The following is a 19,437-nucleotide window of genomic DNA, read 5'->3' as shown; positions in this document are numbered from 1 at the left end:
ATGTATGTATTGTGGCATTTTCTGATACTAGAGAAACATTATAAATATATAGGATTAGATTCACCTTTCTATAAATTTTTACAAAAATTGCTCATTTCCTGTGCTATAATGTGACTAGTTTTTACAAATGCAAACTTTAGAAAGTACGGAGGGACATACTTACATGGAAGAAACCATATCATTGAAGGAGATTGCCGAGGTCATCAAGAAACGCTTCCTGCTTATTGCGGCGACAACCATCGGGGCTGTCATCATTGCTGCACTGATCAGTTACTTTTTCCTTACACCTACATACGAAGCTACTTCGCAATTCATTGTTAATAAGAATGAAACATCGGAGAATGCTGAATTTACGCAAAACGAAATACGTACCAATATAGAACTCATCAATACATACAATGTAGTCATTAAAAGTCCGGCAATCTTGGATGCAGTAATTGAAGAAATGGAGTTGGGAATGACGGCTGACGAGCTCCGGAATAAATTGGCAGTTTCCAGTGAACAAAATTCACAGGTAGTTGCGGTTACTGTCACAGATCCTGACCAAGCCCGTGCAGCTACAATTGCTAATATGATCGTAGAAGTATTCCAGGAAAAAATTCCGGAAATTATGAATGTGGATAATGTAAGTGTATTATCCGAAGCGGAAATCAAAAATACTCCATCCCCTGTCAGCCCGAAACCGATGCTCAACATGGCCATCGCGTTTGTACTCGGTCTGATGATCGGTGTCGGAATTGCGTTCTTGCTTGAGTATCTCGACAATACGATCAAAACCGAAAAAGACATTGAAGATAAACTTGGAATTCCAATTATGGGAATCGTCACGCATATCGGGGAAGAAGAAGTTGCGAGAGCAGCAGAACGTGTTAGTGCGACATCTATGAGGACGAGAGGAGGCAATTACCACTATGAGAAGCAGAAGAAAGAAACTGTCTAACAATAAAGCGAGAACGTTAATCGCCCAGATCAATCCTCGATCACCAATCTCAGAACAGTACCGTACAATTCGTACAAACTTACAATTTGCCTCCGTCGATCAGGATTTAAACAGCATGATGGTGACATCAGCTGGTCCATCAGAAGGGAAGTCCCTGACCACTTCAAATATGGCGGTCACGTTTGCGCAGCAAGAAAAGAAAGTACTTTTGATTGATGCGGATATGAGGAAACCGACACTCCATTACACCTTTCGTCTCGATAACAGTATCGGGTTGAGCAGTGTGCTGATCGGCGATTACAGCTTGGATCAGGTGGTAAGACGAAGCGACTTGGACAATCTGGACCTCATACCATCTGGCCCGATACCGCCGAATCCTTCTGAACTGCTCGGTTCTAAGGCCATGAAAAACTTCCTTGAAATTGCGAAAAACTATTACGACCTGGTCATTTTTGATACCGCTCCCGTTTTGGCAGTAACCGACGGTCAGATCTTGTCCAGTTTGTGTGACGGTGTCCTGCTGGTTACCCGAAGCAAGCAGACGGAAATCGATGCTGGTAAGAAAGCGGTTGAATTATTAAACCAGGTACAGGCGAATGTGCTTGGTGCTGTGTTGAATGATGTCGAAGCGAAGAATTCCAACTACTATTATTATTATGGTTCTTGAAACAACTCTGTCCTCAAAGCGAGGGCGGGGTTGTTTATTTATTATGTGACAAGTGTCTTGCTAACTTCTAAGGATTCGACATTTTTTACCTCTTTAAATGCGAAATGCCTCTGGTATACTAGTAATTACAATTTATACCACTTATGTAGGGGTTATGTAACTTTTAGTAGGTAAATAGAAGTAGGAGGTCCGTAAATGATAGATATACACTGCCACATCCTCCCAGGAGTAGATGATGGCGCACAGACACTGGAAGAGAGTTTGGCCATGGTGAGGGAAGCGATTGATCAAGGAATTGATACGATTGTTGCCACACCGCATCATTTTGACGGAAGGTATGAAAATCATAAACTGGACGTGCTTCAGCAAGTCCAGGAATTGAATTACGAAATTCAGCGGGCAGGACTGGATATGACTATTATGCCAGGTCAGGAAATCCGTCTTTATGGAGAAATGGCAGAAGAATTGAAAAGGGATGAACTGCTGCCGATAAATGTAGAGAGCGGGTATGTATTTGTGGAAATGCCATCCGATCAGGTGCCGACTTATGCGAAACAACTATTGCTGGATATACTTCGGACAGGCTACAAGCCTATAATCGTCCATCCGGAACGAAATAAGAAATTTATGCAGGAGCCTGGAATCCTTTATGAACTAGTGAAAAATGGGGCATACACCCAAGTAACGGCGGGAAGTGTAGCTGGAAAGTTCGGAAAATCTGTACAGAAATTCACTCATCAGCTGATTGAGCATAATCTGACTCACCTGATTGCTTCCGATGCGCATAACGTAAAAAATAGAGGTTTTTTCATGAAAGATGCCTTCCGGGAAATCAAGAAGCGGTATGGAGCAAGTTCTGTCTACCACTTTGCGGAAAATTCTTTTTATGTGACAGATGGACAAGTAGTTGCCGCAGATCCGCCAGAGCGAATCAAGGCGAAAAAGTTCATGGGCATTTTCTAACCTCGAATCCTGTCGAACGGGTTCAATAATTTGTAAATTTACTATAAATATTTGTAAAAAGCGGCAAGATTATCTATTAATCTTGCTTATCTAATGCTATAATCTAACAAGTATTTGAAATTCGGGTTAAAAGGCTTACATGCAGAGGGACAAAAGGTTTATTGAAATCTGATATAGGAGTATCTATTGAGTTAAAATACTCCTATATTCCCCATACATAACCGGGAAAATTATGTTAACATAGACAATAACTGAAAGATTTGTAAATATTCAAAAAGAAAAAAGGGGAATTCTAGACTATGATCGACATCCATTGCCACATTCTCCCAGGATTAGACGATGGGGCGAAGACCTTAGAAGACAGCCTCTCCATGGCGCGAAGTGCTGTCGAAGAAGGTATCGATTCCATCATCGCGACACCGCATCATCGGAATGGAAAATATAATAATGATAAGGAAACTATCATCGCAGCAGTAGATCAATTGAATGCTAGCTTAGCTGAAGAAAATATCCCACTAACCATTCTTCCCGGCCAGGAAACACGCATCCATGGAGATTTCTTAACTGGACTTGAGGAAGCAACAATCCTGCCACTTAACCAAACCAGTGATTACATATTTGTTGAACTCCCATCCGATCAAGTTCCACGCTATACGAAGCAGATGCTGTTCGATTTGCAGGTGAAAGGGTACAAGCCAATTATTGTTCATCCAGAACGTAATGCGAAGCTGATCAAAGAGCCGGATTTACTCTATGATTTTGTGAAAAACGGGGCATTCACCCAGGTAACAGCTGCTAGTATTTGCGGCAGATTCGGAAAGAATGTACAGAAATTCACCCATAAGCTTGTTGAAGCAAATTTGACACACATCATTGCAACTGATGCACATAACACCACATCCCGGGGATTTTGCATCCAAGAGGCCTATCAGGAAATCAAGGAAAACTATGGGGCTGCCATGGTTTATTATTTTGTGGAGAATGCGAAATTTGTTGCAGAAGGAAGTATTTTGGCAGCCGACCCGCCAGAACCTGTTAAAAAGAAGAAAAAACTATTTGGGATATTCGGGTGATCATTTGAAAAATAACGGACAATTACCAAAATCAGTGATGAAAGCACTGCGGTACATCAGACAGGATGCTCCTGCCAATAAGATCGGTTTAATCGAAAAACAGTTTCAAAAAGCATTAACGCAGCGCAAAGAAATAGAAGGACAGAAAGGGTGAGAGGTTTGAGCTATAGTAAACGGTTGGCATTGTTAATATTGATCGATTCCGTCATTGTTTCGTTTTCGATTTTCATGTCGCACTTTTTCCTGAATCCCTACGTCCAAGTATTCGATACCAAAATGCTCGTCGCTTCGATAACGTTATTGATTACGCATCACGTTTTTTCCTACATATTAGATCTTTATAAAAAAGTTTGGCGCTATGCCAGCTTAGAAGAATTAATCGGGATATTTATCGCGGTTACGGGAGCAATCATTATTACAGCAGTCGAACAGCAAATCATTTTCGGAGAGGTCTATGAGCGGGCTTTAACGGTTACATGGATGCTTCATATTATTTTAATTGGTGGTTTGCGTTTTGCGTGGCGTTATTACAATACGTATGGGTTTACACTAGCGCCTCGCCGTAAAAGGGTGAAACAGGCACAGGAAAATACAAATCAAAAAAGAACACTGATCATCGGCGCTGGTTCGGCTGGCCAGATGCTTGCCAGGCAGATGAAAGGTAACAGTGAGCAGGACTTTAATGTAGTTGGATTCATTGATGACGATTTCACTTTACACCATTTATCTATTAACAATGTTCCTGTCTTAGGGAGTACGAAAGACTTAGCAAAAGTTGTTGAAAAAAAGGTTATAAACCATATTGTTATAGCGATGCCTTCTGTTGAAAGAGACCGTGTTAAAGAAATCATAACAGAAGCACACCAGCTCGTTCCAAGTGTACAGACGCTGCCGATGATTGAAGATATCGCTCTTGGTAATGTGTCGGTGAGTCAAATCCGGGATGTTTCAATAGAAGACCTTTTAGGACGTGAACCAGTTGAACTGGATATTGATTCCATATCCAGCGAAATCAAGGGAGAAACGGTGCTTGTTACCGGTGCTGGTGGATCAATAGGGTCTGAAATTTGCAGGCAGCTGGTGAAGTTCGAGCCGAGGCAGCTTGTTTTACTTGGGCATGGAGAAAACAGCATTTATACCATTCATATGGAACTGAAACAGTTGGATATCAGCACAGAACTCATTCCGGTGATAGCGGATGTCCAGGATCGTGATCGCATTTTTCAGGTAGTAACTGATTATGCACCAAAATATATTTATCATGCTGCTGCTCACAAACATGTACCTTTAATGGAAGCAAATCCTAAAGAAGCAGTAAAAAATAACGTAATAGGTACAAAAAATGTGGCAGAAGCAGCTGATATTGCTAATGTTAAAACATTCGTACTGGTATCTACAGATAAGGCGGTAAATCCGACAAATGTTATGGGGTCAACAAAAAGAATTGCAGAAATGGTTATCCAGCAGCTTGCACATACTAGCCAAACTAATTACGTAGCAGTTCGTTTTGGCAATGTGCTTGGAAGTCGTGGAAGTGTCATACCGTTATTCAAGAAGCAGATTGCAAACGGTGGTCCTGTCACAGTAACCCATCCAGACATGACACGTTATTTTATGACAATCCCTGAAGCATCCAGACTTGTGTTGCAGGCCGGTGCTTTAGCACGCGGCGGAGAGATATTTGTGCTTGACATGGGTGAGCCAGTAAAAATAGTGGATCTTGCAAGGAACCTTATCCATTTATCGGGTTTTACAGAAAAAGAAATACCTATTCATTTTTCTGGAATACGACCTGGTGAGAAGATGTTTGAAGAGTTATTGAATGAAAATGAAGTGCATTCTGAGCCGGTATTCCCTAAAATATTTATTGGTAAGTCAGTTGAATTTGATGTTCATAAGGTTAATTTCCTAATTGAATCCCATATGAATTTAATGCAAGATCAACTGTCTGAATATGTAATCTCCCTAGCTAACGATAAGAAATTAAAACATTATAGTTTTGCCAAATAAAATTTCAAAAGGGTGTTTCTATTGAGAAAAATAACTAAAGCTATTATACCTGCAGCTGGTTTAGGTACAAGGTTCTTGCCTGCAACAAAAGCAATGCCAAAAGAAATGCTTCCTATAGTAGACAAGCCAACCATTCAGTACATAGTAGAGGAAGCTATTGAATCAGGTATTGAAGATATAATAATTGTTACAGGTAAAGGAAAACGCGCAATTGAAGATCATTTTGATAATAATTTCGAGTTGCAAGAAAATCTAATAAAAAAGGGAAAATTTGATCTTTTAGAAAAAGTTAACAAGTCATCAAATGTAGATATACATTATATTCGTCAAAAAGAACCTATGGGCCTAGGACACGCGGTATGGTGTGCGCGTAAGTTCATTGGAGATGAGCCTTTTGCAGTGTTATTAGGAGATGACATAGTAAAAGCCGAGGTTCCATGTATAAAACAATTAATGGAGCAATACAAAAAAACAGCTAGTTCATTAGTTGGTGTGCAACAAATACCGCCTAATGAAACACACCGCTACGGTATAATAGAGCCTGGAGAAAAAAACGGGAGAAGGTATCATGTGAACAAGTTTGTGGAAAAGCCACAACCGGGTACCGCCCCATCAAACTTAGCTATAATGGGGCGGTATATTTTAAACCCTGCAATATTTACTTTTTTAAGCCAGCAGAACGCTGGTGCTGGAGGGGAAATACAACTGACTGATGCCATACAAAAACTTAGTGAGTTTCAGAGTGTGTTTGCTTATGACTTTAAAGGCAAAAGATATGACGTAGGTGAAAAATTAGGGTTTGTTAAAACTACAATTGAAATGGCTCTAGATAACGAAGAAATAAAAGAGCAGTTAGCCTCTTATTTGAATGAATTGTATAAAGACTTACCAACCAAAAAAAGTTCAACTTTGTAAATGTGATTTTATTTAAACTAAATGAAAGTGGTGGAAATATGGAAAAAAAGTTATGTGTAATTGGATTAGGGTATATTGGTTTACCTACAGCAGCAGTATTTGCAGATTCTGGATGGAAAGTTACTGGTATAGATACAAACCCTATTGTAGTAGAAACTTTAAATAAAGGAAATGTACATATTGAGGAAAATGGGTTAGAAGAGATAGTTGATAGAGTGGTAAAAAACGGAAGTTTGACCGCGCGAATGACACCGGTAAACGCTAATGTGTATATTATTGCTGTACCTACTCCCCATAATCCTGACTTGACAGCTAACTTGAATTATTTGAAAAGTGCAGTGCGGTCTATTATTCCAGTAATAGAATCCGGCAATACAATTATAGTTGAATCTACTATACCGCCAAGGACTATGCAAGACGTTGTGAATCCACTATTAATAAAAGAGGGCTTTATAACTGGTGAAAACATTCATTTAGCTCATTGTCCCGAAAGAGTATTACCTGGAAAAATTCTCGATGAGTTAGTTTTTAACAATAGGATTGTGGGAGGATTAGATCCCATATCAACTGAGGTTGCTGTAGATGTTTATCGTACATTTGTAAAAGGAAATATTCTAAAAACTAGTGCAGAGAACGCAGAAATGGCAAAGTTAATGGAAAACACTTACCGGGATGTAAATATAGCTTTAGCAAACGAACTAACAAAGATATCAGAAAACCTAAATATAAATCCACTTGAAGTGATTTCACTTGCCAATGAACACCCAAGAGTTAACATTCACCAACCCGGACCTGGAGTTGGCGGCCATTGTCTTGCAGTAGACCCGTATTTTATAATTGAAAAGGATCCTGTTAATAGTTTGCTAATATCTAATGCTAGAAAAATTAACGAATCTATGCCTGGGTTTGTAGTTGAAAAAGTGAAACAAGCCATAGGAAGCAATTCCACTGTCACTCTTTTTGGATTAGCATATAAGGGTGACATCGATGATATCAGAGAAAGTCCTGCTTTAAAGGTTTATAAACAACTTATTGATTGTGGTTATAGCGTAAAACCTTATGATCCACATGTTAAGCAGGAACAAGTTGATTTTAATTTATATTCACTTGAAGATTCTTTGAAAAACTCTGATATGGTAGTGATTCTCACCGACCATAGTGAATTTAAGTTATTGGATTGGAAGCAGATAACAGGGCTAATGAGAAATGACTATGTCCTTGATACTAAAGGTTGCCTAAATAAATGTACTCTTAAAAATTACTTCAATTACGACAATTTATATGAATTAAAGCCGAATACCATTAGTTTAACTTATTAATAAGTAATATATATGAATTAATTAAAAGCAGGTGAAAACATATGAATATACCATTTTCTCCTCCGGACATTTCTAATGAGGAAATAAAAGAGGTGATAGACACATTAAAGTCTGGCTGGCTAACCACTGGTCCTAAAACCAAACTCTTTGAGAAAAAGATAGCTGAATACTGTAACACTACTTCCGCAGTCTGCCTGGGGTCTGCAACAGCAGCAATGGAATTAACGTTAAGACTCCTAGGTGTTGGAAGAGGTGATGAAGTTATCACTACTGCCTATACCTACACAGCTACTGCTAGCGTGATAAAACATGTAGGCGCTAATATAGTGTTAGTTGATACAAAAAAAGACTCATTTGAAATGGATTATGAAAAATTAGAAAAGGCCATAACTAAGAATACTAAAGTAATATTGCCCGTAGATTTAGGTGGAGTTATGTGTGATTATGATACTATATTTAAAATAGTTAATAATTATAGTGATTTGTTTACCCCGGATAATGAAATTCAACAATCTTTTGGGCGAATAGTTGTTTTGGCTGATGCTGCTCATTCATTCGGAGCAACTCAAAATTATAAACGAAGTGGTGAGGTGGCTGATTTCACCTGCTTTTCGTTTCATGCTGTAAAGAACCTTACTACTGGAGAGGGAGGAGCGGTTACTTGGAAAGACACACCAGCATTAGATAATGAAGAAGTTTATCATCAGTACATGCTTTTATCATTACATGGACAATCTAAGGATGCGCTCTCAAAAACTAAAATAGGATCATGGGAATATGATATTTTATCTCCATCTTATAAGTGTAATATGACTGATATCGCTGCATCACTAGGACTAAGTCAATTGAGAAGATATTCAAATGCCTTAAATATAAGGAAAGAAATTATTGGTTTTTATGATCATGAATTATCGTTTGAAAAGTTTGAAAGGCTAGAGCATTTTGGAAGGGATTACTCATCAAGTGGTCATTTATACCTTTTGAGACTAAAAAATAAAAGTGAAGAATATAGAAATAATATTATAAAGAGAATGGCAGAAAAAGGCATATCTACAAATGTGCATTATAAACCTCTCCCTATGCACACTGCATATAAACAAATGGGGTTTGATATTAAACACTATAAAAACTCTTATAATTTATATAAAAATGAGATTTCCCTTCCCCTTCATACTTCCTTAACTGAATCTCAGTTATGTTATATCGTTGAGAGTTTATTAACTTCAATAAAAGAAGAAGATTCAGCAAAATTAATTAATTCGCAGTGAATGAGAAGTTAGGAGTAATTATGTTGGAGAAATTTAATATAAGTCCTGAAATAATTAATTCAAATATTAGTTCCACAACGCTTATTGAACCTTTCAGCCATGTTATCAATTCGGAACTTTCTAAAAACACCAAAATTTATAAACAGTGTTGGATTGTAAACTCCACTTTGAAAGGTAATACATTCGCAGGGGAAGGATCTAAGTTAGATAATTGCTTTTTAGATAATTATTCACGGTCTGGAAAATATAATCATTTATATTATGTGGACTTTGGAAAGCACACCTACACCGGTCAGAATACAGTCATTATGAAAACAAAAGTTGGTGCTTTTAGTTCAATTTCCTGGAATGTAACAATAGGGGCTCCAGAACACGATTTTAATAGGGTTACTACTCATACGTTCTTATATAATTCTTTTGATAAATTAAACAATGGTAAAACATACTATGACAAATTTAAAGATAAATGTGAAATAGGAAATGATGTATGGATAGGAGCTAACTCTACTATATTAAGAGGGGCTAATATAGCAGATGGTGCAGTGGTCGGGGCCAACTCTGTAGTCACAGAATCTGTCCCACCATATGCCGTTGTTGTGGGAAACCCAGCTAAAATTATAAAATTTAGATTTAATCAAAAGGTAATAGATAAATTATTAGAAATTAAATGGTGGACATTAGAAGATGAACTAATAAAAGCTAATTCTGATTTATTTGCTAATTTCCCAGATGAAATGACTTTGGAAAAAATAAATGATCTAAATTAGAAAAAAAGGGGTCTTTTTACATTGAAAAAAGTATTAATACTTGGGGTGGCAGCGGTCCAAATGGATGCGATAATCGAATTGAAAAAAATGGGAATTAAAACATACGCAATTGCACAGGCTAATGACGGACCTGCTAGTAAAGTTGTGGACTATTTTGAAAAAATTAACTTTGTTAATAAAAATAAAGTTATTGAATTTATCAAAAAACATAAAATAGATTGTATTTACACTGTTGGATCTGATATAGCAGTTCCAATCTCTGCTGAAATTAGTGAGGAACTAGATCTTCCTTACTTTGTACCAAAAGAGACAGCGGTAATCTGTAATAACAAAAATTATATGAGAGAGTACTTCGGAAGTGATTTTGAGGGAAATGTTAAATATCAAATATTAAAAGACTTTAACACAGAACTAGAAATAGATTATCCATTTATTATGAAACCTTCAGATTCCCAAGGGCAAAGAGGTGTTAGATTAATTAAGAATTCTACCGACTTTATGGAAAGCTTTGAGATGTGTAAAAAATATTCTAGGGCGGGGCTAGTCCTGATTGAAGATTACATCGAAGGACCTGAGATATCAGTAAACGCTTATGTTGTAGATGGTAAAGCGGTTTTTATGGTGCATTCTGACAGGGAAGTTTGGACGCAATATAGTGGGGGGTTAATTCATAAACATATTGTACCCTCTCAAAATATAACAAATAGTGAAGCTGAAGTTAATCTAGAATCATTAATAAATAGGACAGTTGATAAACTAGAAATTGAAAATGGGCCATTATATTTTCAAATAAAATTTTGTGGTAATAAACCATATATTATTGAGGTTACCCCAAGGTTGGATGGGTGTCATATGTGGAGAGTACTAAATTATTATACTAATGTAAACCTAATAAAATTAACTTTTGAGAAATTACTCTTTGGTAGTAGCAAAGAATTAGCTAACTACAATGTAAGTGGAAATCAGTATACACTCGAGTTTATTTGTGAACTTCCAAATAAATATGTTGATTACAGCAAGTTTAATATTCCTCCAACTAATTTATGTATGTTTAAATATTATAAGGATAAAGACATAGTTAGACCTATAAACAATCAATATGAAAAAGTAGGTTATTTTATAACTAAAAATGGTGGAAAGGTTTTATGAAAGTTGCTATCACAGGTGGAACAGGTTTTTTAGGTGAAAAAGTAGTTTTATTTTTAGAAAAGTATACTAGTTATATACCAATCGTTCTCACTAGAGGACTGATTAATTCGAACAATAAGAGACTATCAAAGTATGTAGAAACAGATTATTCAGTTGATAACCTAAAACAAGCTTTGAAAAATGTCCAAGCTGTTATCCATTTAGCAAGTATAAGAGGAAAAGGGGGAGAGGTTAAGGATTTTCATATTAATGAAGTCATAACAGACAATTTATATAAGGCTTGCTCTGAGCTAAATATTAAAAATATTGTGTTTGCATCCTCTATTGCAGTTTATTCGGAAACTGATGAAATACCATGGACTGAAGAGCAAATAGTGAAACCTAAAACTTTTTATGGAATAAGCAAGGTAAGTTGTGAGTATATTGGGGAACTTTACCACAAAAAAAGTGGATTAAACATTAAATCTTTGAGAATTGCGCAAATTTTGGGCGAAGAAGAACGTAAAGGTATGATGAATACTTTTATAGATAATGCGCATCAGGGCGAACCCTTGAAGGTGATTGGTAAAAGTATAGCTAAGCGAGAATTTGTTTATGTAAAAGATGTAGTTAAAGCTATTATACTAGCTTTAAAAAATGAGCAAATTCATGGATCCTATAACATCGGAAATAATGTATCATATAGTAATTTAGAAATTGCAGAAACAGTGAGCAAGGTATTTAATAATAGTGAAATAGTTTATATCGATGCACTTAATGAAGATATTGAATCATCATTAATGGATTCTTCCAAAGCAGAAAAAGTACTAGGTTATTCTCCAAAATGGGGACTAAAAGAAGCTTTAGAAGATATAAAAAACACAAAACAGGAGAACAAGAATGTATAAGCGATTTATCAAAAGATTAATAGATATATTGGTAGCTTTTTTTTTAATTCCTTTATTTTCATTTCTTTTTATAATAGTGGGTATAGCTATAAAAATTGAAGATGGTGGAAAAATAATATATAAAGGAAAAAGGGTTGGAAAAAACAAAAAGCAATACACTATGTATAAATTTCGATCAATGAAACAAGACGCAAAGGATATCAGAAATAGTGATGGTAGTACATTTAATGCAACACATGATGATAGAGTTACAGAAGTAGGGAAGATAATACGCAAACTTAGTGTAGATGAAATACCACAAATATTGAATGTTTTAAAAGGAGATATGAGTTTTATTGGGCCAAGGCCTAGTCCTATAGGAAATGAGCAGCTTTATCCAAAAGATTATGCAAGAAAGTTTACAATAAGACCTGGCATAACAGGATTTAATCAAGCCTACTTTAGAAATGACGCCTCCATAACAGAAAAACAAAAAAATGATTTATATTATGTTGATAACATTTCTTTTAAATTAGATTTTGAGTTATTGTTAGTTACAGTATATAAAGTTTTTAAAAGAGAGGGTATTATTAATAAAAGTAATAATTGAGAAGGATCTGAGGCAAATGACATTGAAAAAACGAAAAAAAATATTGATTTTAGGTCGAGGTAATGACGTCGGTGGTGGGACCGAATATATCATTACAATAGTTAGATTGCTTCAAGAAAAATTTGATGTGGATATACATATGAATTATGGAAATGATAAAGTAAAAGAAAATTACTTATATAATTTTGATAGTGTTACTTTTCATCGAATTAATATGGTTCGCGAAATTAATCCAATTAAAGATTTTCAAACTTTGAGAGATTTAAAAAACCTAATGAAAAAAGAAAAATTTGATGTAGTTCATACCAATTCATCAAAAGCTGGGATATTAGGAAGGGTAGCTGCAAAAATCACAAGAATCCCTTTAATATTTCATACGGTACACGGTTTTGCGTTTCATGAACATTCTTCTAATTTTTCAACCAAAGTATTTTCCAAAATAGAAAAAATTGGAGCTAAATGTTGCGATAATATAATTACAGTAAGTGATTATCATAAAGAAATTGCGAAAAAACTAAATATTGCAAAAGAAAATAAATTAATTTCCATACCTAATGGTTTGAATATTGATAGGGTGAAAACGTACCAAGAGCGAAATGAAATAAGAGAAAAGCTGAACATTGAGCAAGATGAAATAGCTATTTTTACTATAGGAAGACTTGCACCACAGAAAGGTATATCTAATCTGTTAGATAGTATATTGCTATTGAAACAAGAAAATATAAAAAAGAAATATCACTTTTACATTGCCGGTTCAGGAGAATTAAAAGATAGCCTGGAGAATAAGGTGAGGAATTTAGGTATCTCTAATCTTGTGACTTTCTTGGGATTTAGAAAAGACGTAAATAATTTGTTGTGTGCAGCAGATATTATAGCCATACCTTCATTGTGGGAAGGTTTATCAATATCATTATTGGAAGCAATGGCAGCAAAGAAAGCTATTGTATGTACAGATATAGGAAGTAATAAGACTGTGGTAAACAATAGGGAGGAAGCAATCATTGTAAAGGCAAAAGATTCACAAGGTTTAAAGTGTGGCATTTGTGAGTTAATAAATGATGAAATTTTAAGAAGAAATTTAAGCTATAATGCATTTCTTAGATATATGAATTTTTTTAGTAAAGAAAAAATGGAAGAAAAATATACAGATTTTTATAAAAGAAAAGGGAAATTGCCTGAAGCTTAATTTAGTTAATATATAATGAAAGAGTGAATATCTATTGAGAATAGTATATATGAGATCTAATCCAATAAATCCTTATCCGAGAGCAGAAAAAGAAATGTCTGCTGCAATAAATTCTGGGCATTCCACAATAGCTCTTGCATGGAATAGAAGGGTTGAAAAAAAAGGTATTACTAAATCAATTTTAATACTAAATAAGAATAAAAGGGTGCCAATTCTTAGGTTCAATATTAAAGCAGAATTTGGTCAAGGGCTGAGTAACATTTTACCTTTAATAAAATGGCAATTTCAACTTATGAAATGGCTTTACAAGAATAGAAAAAATTATGATTTAATCCATGCCTATGATTTCGATACAGTGCTTCCCGCTTTGTTAATGAAAATTTTTTTTAAGAAAAAATACATATATGATATTTGTGATTTTTATATAGATGCTTTTCATGTACCAAAGTTTATAAAGCCTCTTATTAAAAAGATGGATTTCCTCGCGATAAATAAAGCAGAGAAAACTATTTTAGTTAATGAGACAAGACTAAGTCAAATAAAAGGTAGTAAACCAAAGGAAATTGTATTCATTCATAATACACCAATAGATACTAATATAAAGTATGAAAAATGTATGTCGTTCTCGAAGCCAACAATCTTTTACGGGGGTATTTTAAGTGATAGAAGAATGATTTTAGAAACCATAGAGATATGTAAAAGACATAAAGAGTGGAATCTTTTCATTGCCGGATATGGAAGATTGGAGAAAGAATGTGAAAAAGCGGCTAATAATTATAAAAATATCAAATTTATCGGCAAGAAAAATTATGATGAGATAATTAATTATACAAGAAAAGCAACCGTTATTTTTGCATGCTATGACCCTTCTGTTCCCAATCATAAATATTCATCCCCAAATAAACTATATGAGGCTATGATGTGCGGAAAACCAATAGTCGTAAGTAAAGACACTGGTGTAGATGAATTGGTTGTTTCCGAAAAAATAGGCATTTCTTGTAATTATAATGAACAATCATTGGAAGAAGCCTACAGTTACCTTTTAAATAATAGAGATATCAGTGAGGAAATGGGAAGCCGAGCTCGAAAACTATATGACGAAAAATACAACTGGGAAATAATGGAAAATAGGATTGAAGAAATGTATAAGACAATTAAATAGGAGGCGAAAAAGTGACAAAAGAAGTACTCGTAATAACAACGAGACCGTTAGAGGTTAATGTTTCATCATCAATACGTAAATTATCAACCATAAATGCCCTTGTTGATGCAGGTGCAAACGTAAGTGTTTTAACAGCAGTCACTCCAAACAAATCCTCGAATTTTAATAATACAATCGATTATAGTAATATTACAAAAGTTACTATAGATGCTGGGAAAATGTATAATAGTGGTGTTAGAAAAACCACAGATAAAACCACGCAAAATTTAAAAAGGAAAACAAAATCTATCGGGAGGAAAATATATTATAAAACTCAAATATATGACCCTTTAAAAGGTTGTATTAAAAAAATAAATAAACTTGAAGGGAAACTAAAGCCATATTACGATAAAGTGATTTCTATTTCTGATCCAAAATCCTCACACTTATTAACAAATACTCTCATAAAAGAGAAGATTATATCCTATGGGGAATATATACAAATTTGGGGAGATCCCATGTACTTAGACATTACCAATAAAAGTTTAATTCCAGGCACATTTATAAAAAAAGAAGAAAAGAGATTGCTGAGTAGAGCAGATAAAATTTTATATGTTTCTCCATTAACGCTGAAAGAGGAAAAAAAGATATTCCCAAAATATGCAAATAGAATGGATTTACTTTTCCCAACATATCAAAAAGAAACTATATATCAAAAAGTAAATAAAATAACCAAAATTGGCTACTTTGGAGATTACAATTCTAACATACGGAATATTAAACCACTTTATAATGCAATAAAAAATACACCTTACGAATTGGAGATATATGGAAACTCTGATTTAGATCTAGCTTCTTTTGACAATGTTAGAGTGAATAGAAGGGTTAGTTTTCAAAAAGTAAAAGAGTTAGAAAAAGATGTGGATTTACTAGTACATTTGTCTAATAGCTCTGGAACCCAAATACCCGGAAAAATATACCAGTACATGGGCACGAATAAACCGATTTTATTTATTCTAGACGGCGATAAGGAAACATTAAAAGAAACATTCAACTCTTTTAATAGGGTGTTATTTTGTTATAATAGTGAATCTGATATTTTAAATAAATTAAAAAGGTTTAATAATGGAGAGATCAGTGTTTCCAATAAACCTGTTAGGGAATTTCACTATAAAAATATTGCTAGTAAAATTTTGGGGAATGGTTTAGATGTGTAGTTTATTAACTAACGTAAAAAGAAGCAGGTGAAATAATTGTATTTATCAATATTTGATGTTGCAACGACCATTTTCAGTATAATTTTGTTAATAATTATACTAACTGCAATAATCTCTACATATAAATCTAATAAAGCAATTAATGCCTTTATAATAGCTAGTGGCTTTTATTTATTAGTCTATGGTATTGTGCCGGCATTTTTTGTATTTAATAAAGGAATACCTAATAAATTTAATTCAATATTTGGGACACATACACAATATTCAATTATATTGTTCTCTATTTTATGTTATCTTATTTTTTGGCTTAGTTATGTAGTAGCTAGAAGGTTAAAAATCGCTCCTTCAAAAGGTAAATCGAGAAGTTTTAAAGTTACAATTAAATCAATAGAAGGTATAGCTTGGTTTACTTTCCTATTAGGTTTACTAGGGTTCATAATAGAAATCAATATGTATGGTGGTCTTTGGCAATCCTTTAATAATATTGAAATAGTTAGAGGATTTAAAGAAACTGAAATAGAAGATGGGATTAACAACCCATTGGTTTTTTTTAGGTTGTTTAAGTTTTTTATAATTTTTTCTTTTTACATTTTTTATGTATTAAAGAATACAACAAATAAATTACTTTATAAAATAATGTTTTTTCTAACACTTACGCAGTCCTTATATATATTATTTCTAAATGGCGGAAGAACTCATATTTTCATTTTTATCGGAACTTTAATTTTAGCAGATGCTTTTATTAAAACCAAAAAGAAAAACGCTAAAAGGTTATTTCTATTAATATTTGGTATATTCATAGCTTTATTTAGCCTTATAATACTTGATCCACTATTCTCATATTTAACGTATGGGGGTAGTATTTCCTATGATCAAGTATCTTTAGCTAGACTATTAGCCCAATTTTCATTTCCCTATTCAAACTTGGGTTTTGTTTTAAATAATGAATTTGACTTCCGTTTTTTTAAAGATACTTATTTGTGGGTAATTAGCCTTCTTCCGGCATTTATATTAAGTCGTATAGGATTTGTACAAACTTCACCATTGTATGAATACAATACATTATTACAAAATGGTACTATGTTATTTGGTGGTATTCCTAGTGATATTTTAACTTGGGGTTTTTTCCAGTTGGGGATAGTTGGTTGTTTCTTAGTGATAGCAATATTTGGTTTTATACTAGGGAAGGTTGACAATATAATAGAAGTCTATAACAACAACATTCTTTTAGCTCCAATAATAATTCGTATAGCATTTTATATAGGGATGATGGTAATGTATGCAGATCTTGAATCTTTATTTAGAGTTCGTTATGATGTAGTATTACTAATATTGTTTTTGGTTGTTCTGAAGAATAGTAAAATATCATTACTAAAACCACATTATTAATAATTTTCACTACACAGTACATTATTTGAAAAAAGTGGGGCTGAATATGAAAAGTAATTTAAAGAAATTGTATATATTAATTTCTAGAGTTATTTTACCTTTGTTTTACGATAAAAAGTATTTAACAGGGAGATGGTTTCAAAATACCTCAAAAGGTTATCAGTGGGCTTGGAGAAATTTTTTCTTTCAAAAAGTGATAGGTTTTAATAAACATGTACCATGGCCTGTTTCTCATCGGAGTGTAATAGGTAATCCTCAAAATCTTAAATTTCATGTAGATGATTTAGGGAATTTCCAGCATTTTGGCTGTTATTACCAATGTTATTCCGGAAAAATAAAACTTGGTAAGGGAACCTATATAGCACCAAATGTCGGTCTTATAACAGCTAATCATGACCCTTTGGAATTAGACAAACACCTTGATAGTAAGGATATTATCATTGGAGAAAATTGTTGGGTTGGTATGAATTCCACAATTTTACCAGGTGTTAAACTTGGTCCTAACACTATTGTTGGCGCAGGAAGTGTTGTAACCAAAAGTTTTGTTTCGGGAAAGTGTATTTTAGCCGGAAATCCTGCTAAAAAAATTAGAGATTTGTGAAAATATATGTTAATAGAGTATTTTAATAAATTAAAAAAAAGTACATATATTCGTAACATCGCAACTCTTGGAATCGGGACTTTGTTTGCACAGTTAATATTAATAGGAATAACCCCAGTTGTTACTAGAATATATTCCCCTGAACAAATAGGTCTATATACGATGGTGCTAGCCGTTGTTTCACTTGTTACTCCGGTAGTAAATGGGAGATATGAGGTTAGTATTGTAGTTGCGGATACTGATCATGAGGCAAATGTGATAAGTGTACTTTGTTTATTCACACAAGTACTTGTCACTACTTTTGTGGGAATAGTATTAATTCTTTCCCTTATTTATGAAGCTTCTTTTTTAAATGGTATGGGCATTTGGGTTTTGGTAGCACTACCTTTAATTATGCTGAACGGTACTATAAACATGCTAAGTAGTTATAATAATAGATTTAAGCAATATCGTTTATTGGCTTCTGTTAGTATAGTTAGATCACTAGCTAACGCTTTAGGGCAAATTTTGTTCGGCATATTGCATTTAGGGAGCCCTGGCCTTTTATTATCCCAGTTGCTTTCAGGTTCACTTGGGATTGTAAGGCAATCTAAATATGCTATTAATAACTTTAGAAGCTTTTTAAGAGTTAAAACAGGCGAAGTTATCGCTGTAGGAAAAAAGTACAAAAGACAATTCCTTTACTCAGCTCCTGCTACATTAATGAATGCAGCCTCTTATTCAATTCTGAACTTCTTTATAGCAGCACTTTTTGGGTTAGAAGAATTAGGATATTATTTTTTGTCTTATAGAATGTTAGGTTTACCTATACAACTAGTAAGTATGAACGTTTCTAAAGTATATTTTGCTAGGGCCGCAGAAGAATATAAAAATCATCATATGTATAGAAAATCTTTTATTGAGACTTTATTACTTTTGCTAGTAATAGCGATACCTGGTTTTAGTGCGATAGCCATATTTGCTCCGGAGCTATTTAAATTTATATTCGGTGAAAGTTGGGGGAGGGCAGGGGTATTTGTTGCAATATTATCTCCTATGTTTGCAACAAGGTTTATTACTTCTTCTTTATCCCTTTCATTGGTAATTAGTAACAAACAAAAGTATGAAGTTGTACTCCAAGCAGGGTTTATTATAGTAGCTACTACAGCATATTTACTATCGAGTTATTTAAACTTTAGTATAGAAAAATTTTTACTGGTGATAAGTGGATTTTATACTTTAAACTATTTAATAGTTCTAACCCTTCTCGGCTATTTAAGTAAAAGAAGAGCTTAAAGAGTAAATTATACGACCTTTACCTTTTTTTATCCCAAATAAACCTTTATTTTCCAGACTATTAGCTGGTTTATTTTTTCT

19 protein-coding genes are annotated in these 19,437 nt (G+C 34.0%); all 19 read left to right on the top strand.

Annotated features, from left to right (window positions below):
- Positions 1-163 precede the first annotated feature (163 nt).
- The 19 genes from JOC33_RS02800 to JOC33_RS02710 all read left to right on the top strand — a co-directional run bounded on the left by JOC33_RS02800 (position 164) and on the right by JOC33_RS02710 (position 19,356).
- Positions 164-940 (top strand): YveK family protein, encoded by a 777-nt coding sequence (locus JOC33_RS02800; protein WP_205090746.1) that lies wholly within the window; start codon positions 164-166, stop codon positions 938-940.
- The gene (locus tag JOC33_RS02795; protein WP_205090744.1) at positions 912-1,607 is read left to right on the top strand and encodes a CpsD/CapB family tyrosine-protein kinase; all 696 of its coding nucleotides are present in this window, start codon (positions 912-914) and stop codon (positions 1,605-1,607) included. Before JOC33_RS02800 ends, JOC33_RS02795 begins: the two co-directional genes overlap by 29 nt.
- 195 nt (positions 1,608-1,802) lie before the next feature.
- Entirely contained in the window at positions 1,803-2,570 is a 768-nt protein-coding gene (locus JOC33_RS02790) for a tyrosine-protein phosphatase (RefSeq protein WP_205090743.1), read from the top strand.
- Between the two features lie 299 nt (positions 2,571-2,869).
- On the top strand, positions 2,870-3,643 hold the full coding sequence (locus JOC33_RS02785) for a tyrosine-protein phosphatase (RefSeq protein WP_205090740.1): 774 nt from the start codon (positions 2,870-2,872) through the stop codon (positions 3,641-3,643).
- Between the two features lie 4 nt (positions 3,644-3,647).
- Positions 3,648-3,797 carry a hypothetical protein gene (locus JOC33_RS02780; RefSeq protein WP_205090738.1) on the top strand — a complete coding sequence of 50 codons (150 nt, stop codon included), beginning with the start codon at positions 3,648-3,650 and terminating at the stop codon, positions 3,795-3,797.
- Positions 3,798-3,802: 5 nt separating this feature from the next.
- Positions 3,803-5,653 carry a nucleoside-diphosphate sugar epimerase/dehydratase gene (locus JOC33_RS02775; RefSeq protein WP_239533948.1) on the top strand — a complete coding sequence of 617 codons (1,851 nt, stop codon included), beginning with the start codon at positions 3,803-3,805 and terminating at the stop codon, positions 5,651-5,653.
- A gap of 21 nt (positions 5,654-5,674) precedes the next feature.
- Complete coding sequence (gene galU, locus JOC33_RS02770; protein ID WP_205090736.1) at positions 5,675-6,568, top strand: UTP--glucose-1-phosphate uridylyltransferase GalU; 894 nt, start codon at positions 5,675-5,677, stop codon at positions 6,566-6,568.
- Positions 6,569-6,606: 38 nt separating this feature from the next.
- Positions 6,607-7,887 carry a nucleotide sugar dehydrogenase gene (locus JOC33_RS02765; RefSeq protein WP_205090735.1) on the top strand — a complete coding sequence of 427 codons (1,281 nt, stop codon included), beginning with the start codon at positions 6,607-6,609 and terminating at the stop codon, positions 7,885-7,887.
- Positions 7,888-7,928: 41 nt separating this feature from the next.
- Entirely contained in the window at positions 7,929-9,155 is a 1,227-nt protein-coding gene (locus JOC33_RS02760) for a DegT/DnrJ/EryC1/StrS family aminotransferase (protein WP_205090732.1), read from the top strand.
- 20 nt (positions 9,156-9,175) lie between these two features.
- Positions 9,176-9,922, top strand: coding sequence for a xenobiotic acyltransferase family protein (locus JOC33_RS02755; protein WP_205090730.1), 747 nt, complete (start codon positions 9,176-9,178; stop codon positions 9,920-9,922).
- A 21-nt stretch (positions 9,923-9,943) separates the two neighbouring features.
- A complete protein-coding gene (locus JOC33_RS02750) occupies positions 9,944-11,071 on the top strand; it encodes an ATP-grasp domain-containing protein (protein ID WP_239533947.1) in 1,128 nt (375 codons plus the stop codon).
- Positions 11,068-11,958 carry an NAD-dependent epimerase/dehydratase family protein gene (locus tag JOC33_RS02745; RefSeq protein WP_205090728.1) on the top strand — a complete coding sequence of 297 codons (891 nt, stop codon included), beginning with the start codon at positions 11,068-11,070 and terminating at the stop codon, positions 11,956-11,958. Before JOC33_RS02750 ends, JOC33_RS02745 begins: the two co-directional genes overlap by 4 nt.
- A complete protein-coding gene (locus JOC33_RS02740) occupies positions 11,951-12,547 on the top strand; it encodes a sugar transferase (protein ID WP_205090726.1) in 597 nt (198 codons plus the stop codon). The genes JOC33_RS02745 and JOC33_RS02740 overlap by 8 nt, the downstream gene beginning before the upstream one ends.
- Positions 12,548-12,563: 16 nt before the next feature.
- A complete protein-coding gene (locus JOC33_RS02735; protein WP_205090725.1) occupies positions 12,564-13,733 on the top strand; it encodes a glycosyltransferase family 4 protein in 1,170 nt (389 codons plus the stop codon).
- A gap of 34 nt (positions 13,734-13,767) precedes the next feature.
- A complete protein-coding gene (locus JOC33_RS02730; RefSeq protein ID WP_205090723.1) occupies positions 13,768-14,895 on the top strand; it encodes a glycosyltransferase family 4 protein in 1,128 nt (375 codons plus the stop codon).
- An 11-nt stretch (positions 14,896-14,906) separates the two neighbouring features.
- Entirely contained in the window at positions 14,907-16,091 is a 1,185-nt protein-coding gene (locus tag JOC33_RS02725; RefSeq protein ID WP_205090721.1) for a glycosyltransferase family protein, read from the top strand.
- Positions 16,092-16,127: 36 nt separating this feature from the next.
- On the top strand, positions 16,128-17,480 hold the full coding sequence (locus tag JOC33_RS02720; protein WP_205090719.1) for an O-antigen polymerase: 1,353 nt from the start codon (positions 16,128-16,130) through the stop codon (positions 17,478-17,480).
- 46 nt (positions 17,481-17,526) lie between these two features.
- Positions 17,527-18,081 (top strand): acyltransferase, encoded by a 555-nt coding sequence (locus tag JOC33_RS02715; protein ID WP_205090717.1) that lies wholly within the window; start codon positions 17,527-17,529, stop codon positions 18,079-18,081.
- Positions 18,082-18,087: 6 nt separating this feature from the next.
- Entirely contained in the window at positions 18,088-19,356 is a 1,269-nt protein-coding gene (locus JOC33_RS02710; RefSeq protein WP_205090715.1) for a lipopolysaccharide biosynthesis protein, read from the top strand.
- The last annotated feature ends 81 nt before the right edge of the window (positions 19,357-19,437 follow it).

The organism is Thalassobacillus pellis (genome assembly GCF_016908295.1).
Lineage (GTDB): Bacteria > Bacillota > Bacilli > Bacillales > Halobacillaceae > Thalassobacillus > Thalassobacillus pellis.
This window is presented reverse-complemented; position numbering and strand designations above follow the sequence as displayed.

Coding starts and splice junctions, on each gene's coding strand:
- JOC33_RS02800 (WP_205090746.1), top strand. CDS start 164: ATGGAAGAAACCATATCATTGAAGGAGATTGCCGAGGTCATCAAGAAA.
- JOC33_RS02795 (WP_205090744.1), top strand. CDS start 912: ATGAGAAGCAGAAGAAAGAAACTGTCTAACAATAAAGCGAGAACGTTA.
- JOC33_RS02790 (WP_205090743.1), top strand. CDS start 1,803: ATGATAGATATACACTGCCACATCCTCCCAGGAGTAGATGATGGCGCA.
- JOC33_RS02785 (WP_205090740.1), top strand. CDS start 2,870: ATGATCGACATCCATTGCCACATTCTCCCAGGATTAGACGATGGGGCG.
- JOC33_RS02765 (WP_205090735.1), top strand. CDS start 6,607: ATGGAAAAAAAGTTATGTGTAATTGGATTAGGGTATATTGGTTTACCT.
- JOC33_RS02760 (WP_205090732.1), top strand. CDS start 7,929: ATGAATATACCATTTTCTCCTCCGGACATTTCTAATGAGGAAATAAAA.
- JOC33_RS02755 (WP_205090730.1), top strand. CDS start 9,176: ATGTTGGAGAAATTTAATATAAGTCCTGAAATAATTAATTCAAATATT.
- JOC33_RS02745 (WP_205090728.1), top strand. CDS start 11,068: ATGAAAGTTGCTATCACAGGTGGAACAGGTTTTTTAGGTGAAAAAGTA.
- JOC33_RS02740 (WP_205090726.1), top strand. CDS start 11,951: ATGTATAAGCGATTTATCAAAAGATTAATAGATATATTGGTAGCTTTT.
- JOC33_RS02735 (WP_205090725.1), top strand. CDS start 12,564: ATGACATTGAAAAAACGAAAAAAAATATTGATTTTAGGTCGAGGTAAT.
- JOC33_RS02715 (WP_205090717.1), top strand. CDS start 17,527: ATGAAAAGTAATTTAAAGAAATTGTATATATTAATTTCTAGAGTTATT.
- JOC33_RS02710 (WP_205090715.1), top strand. CDS start 18,088: ATGTTAATAGAGTATTTTAATAAATTAAAAAAAAGTACATATATTCGT.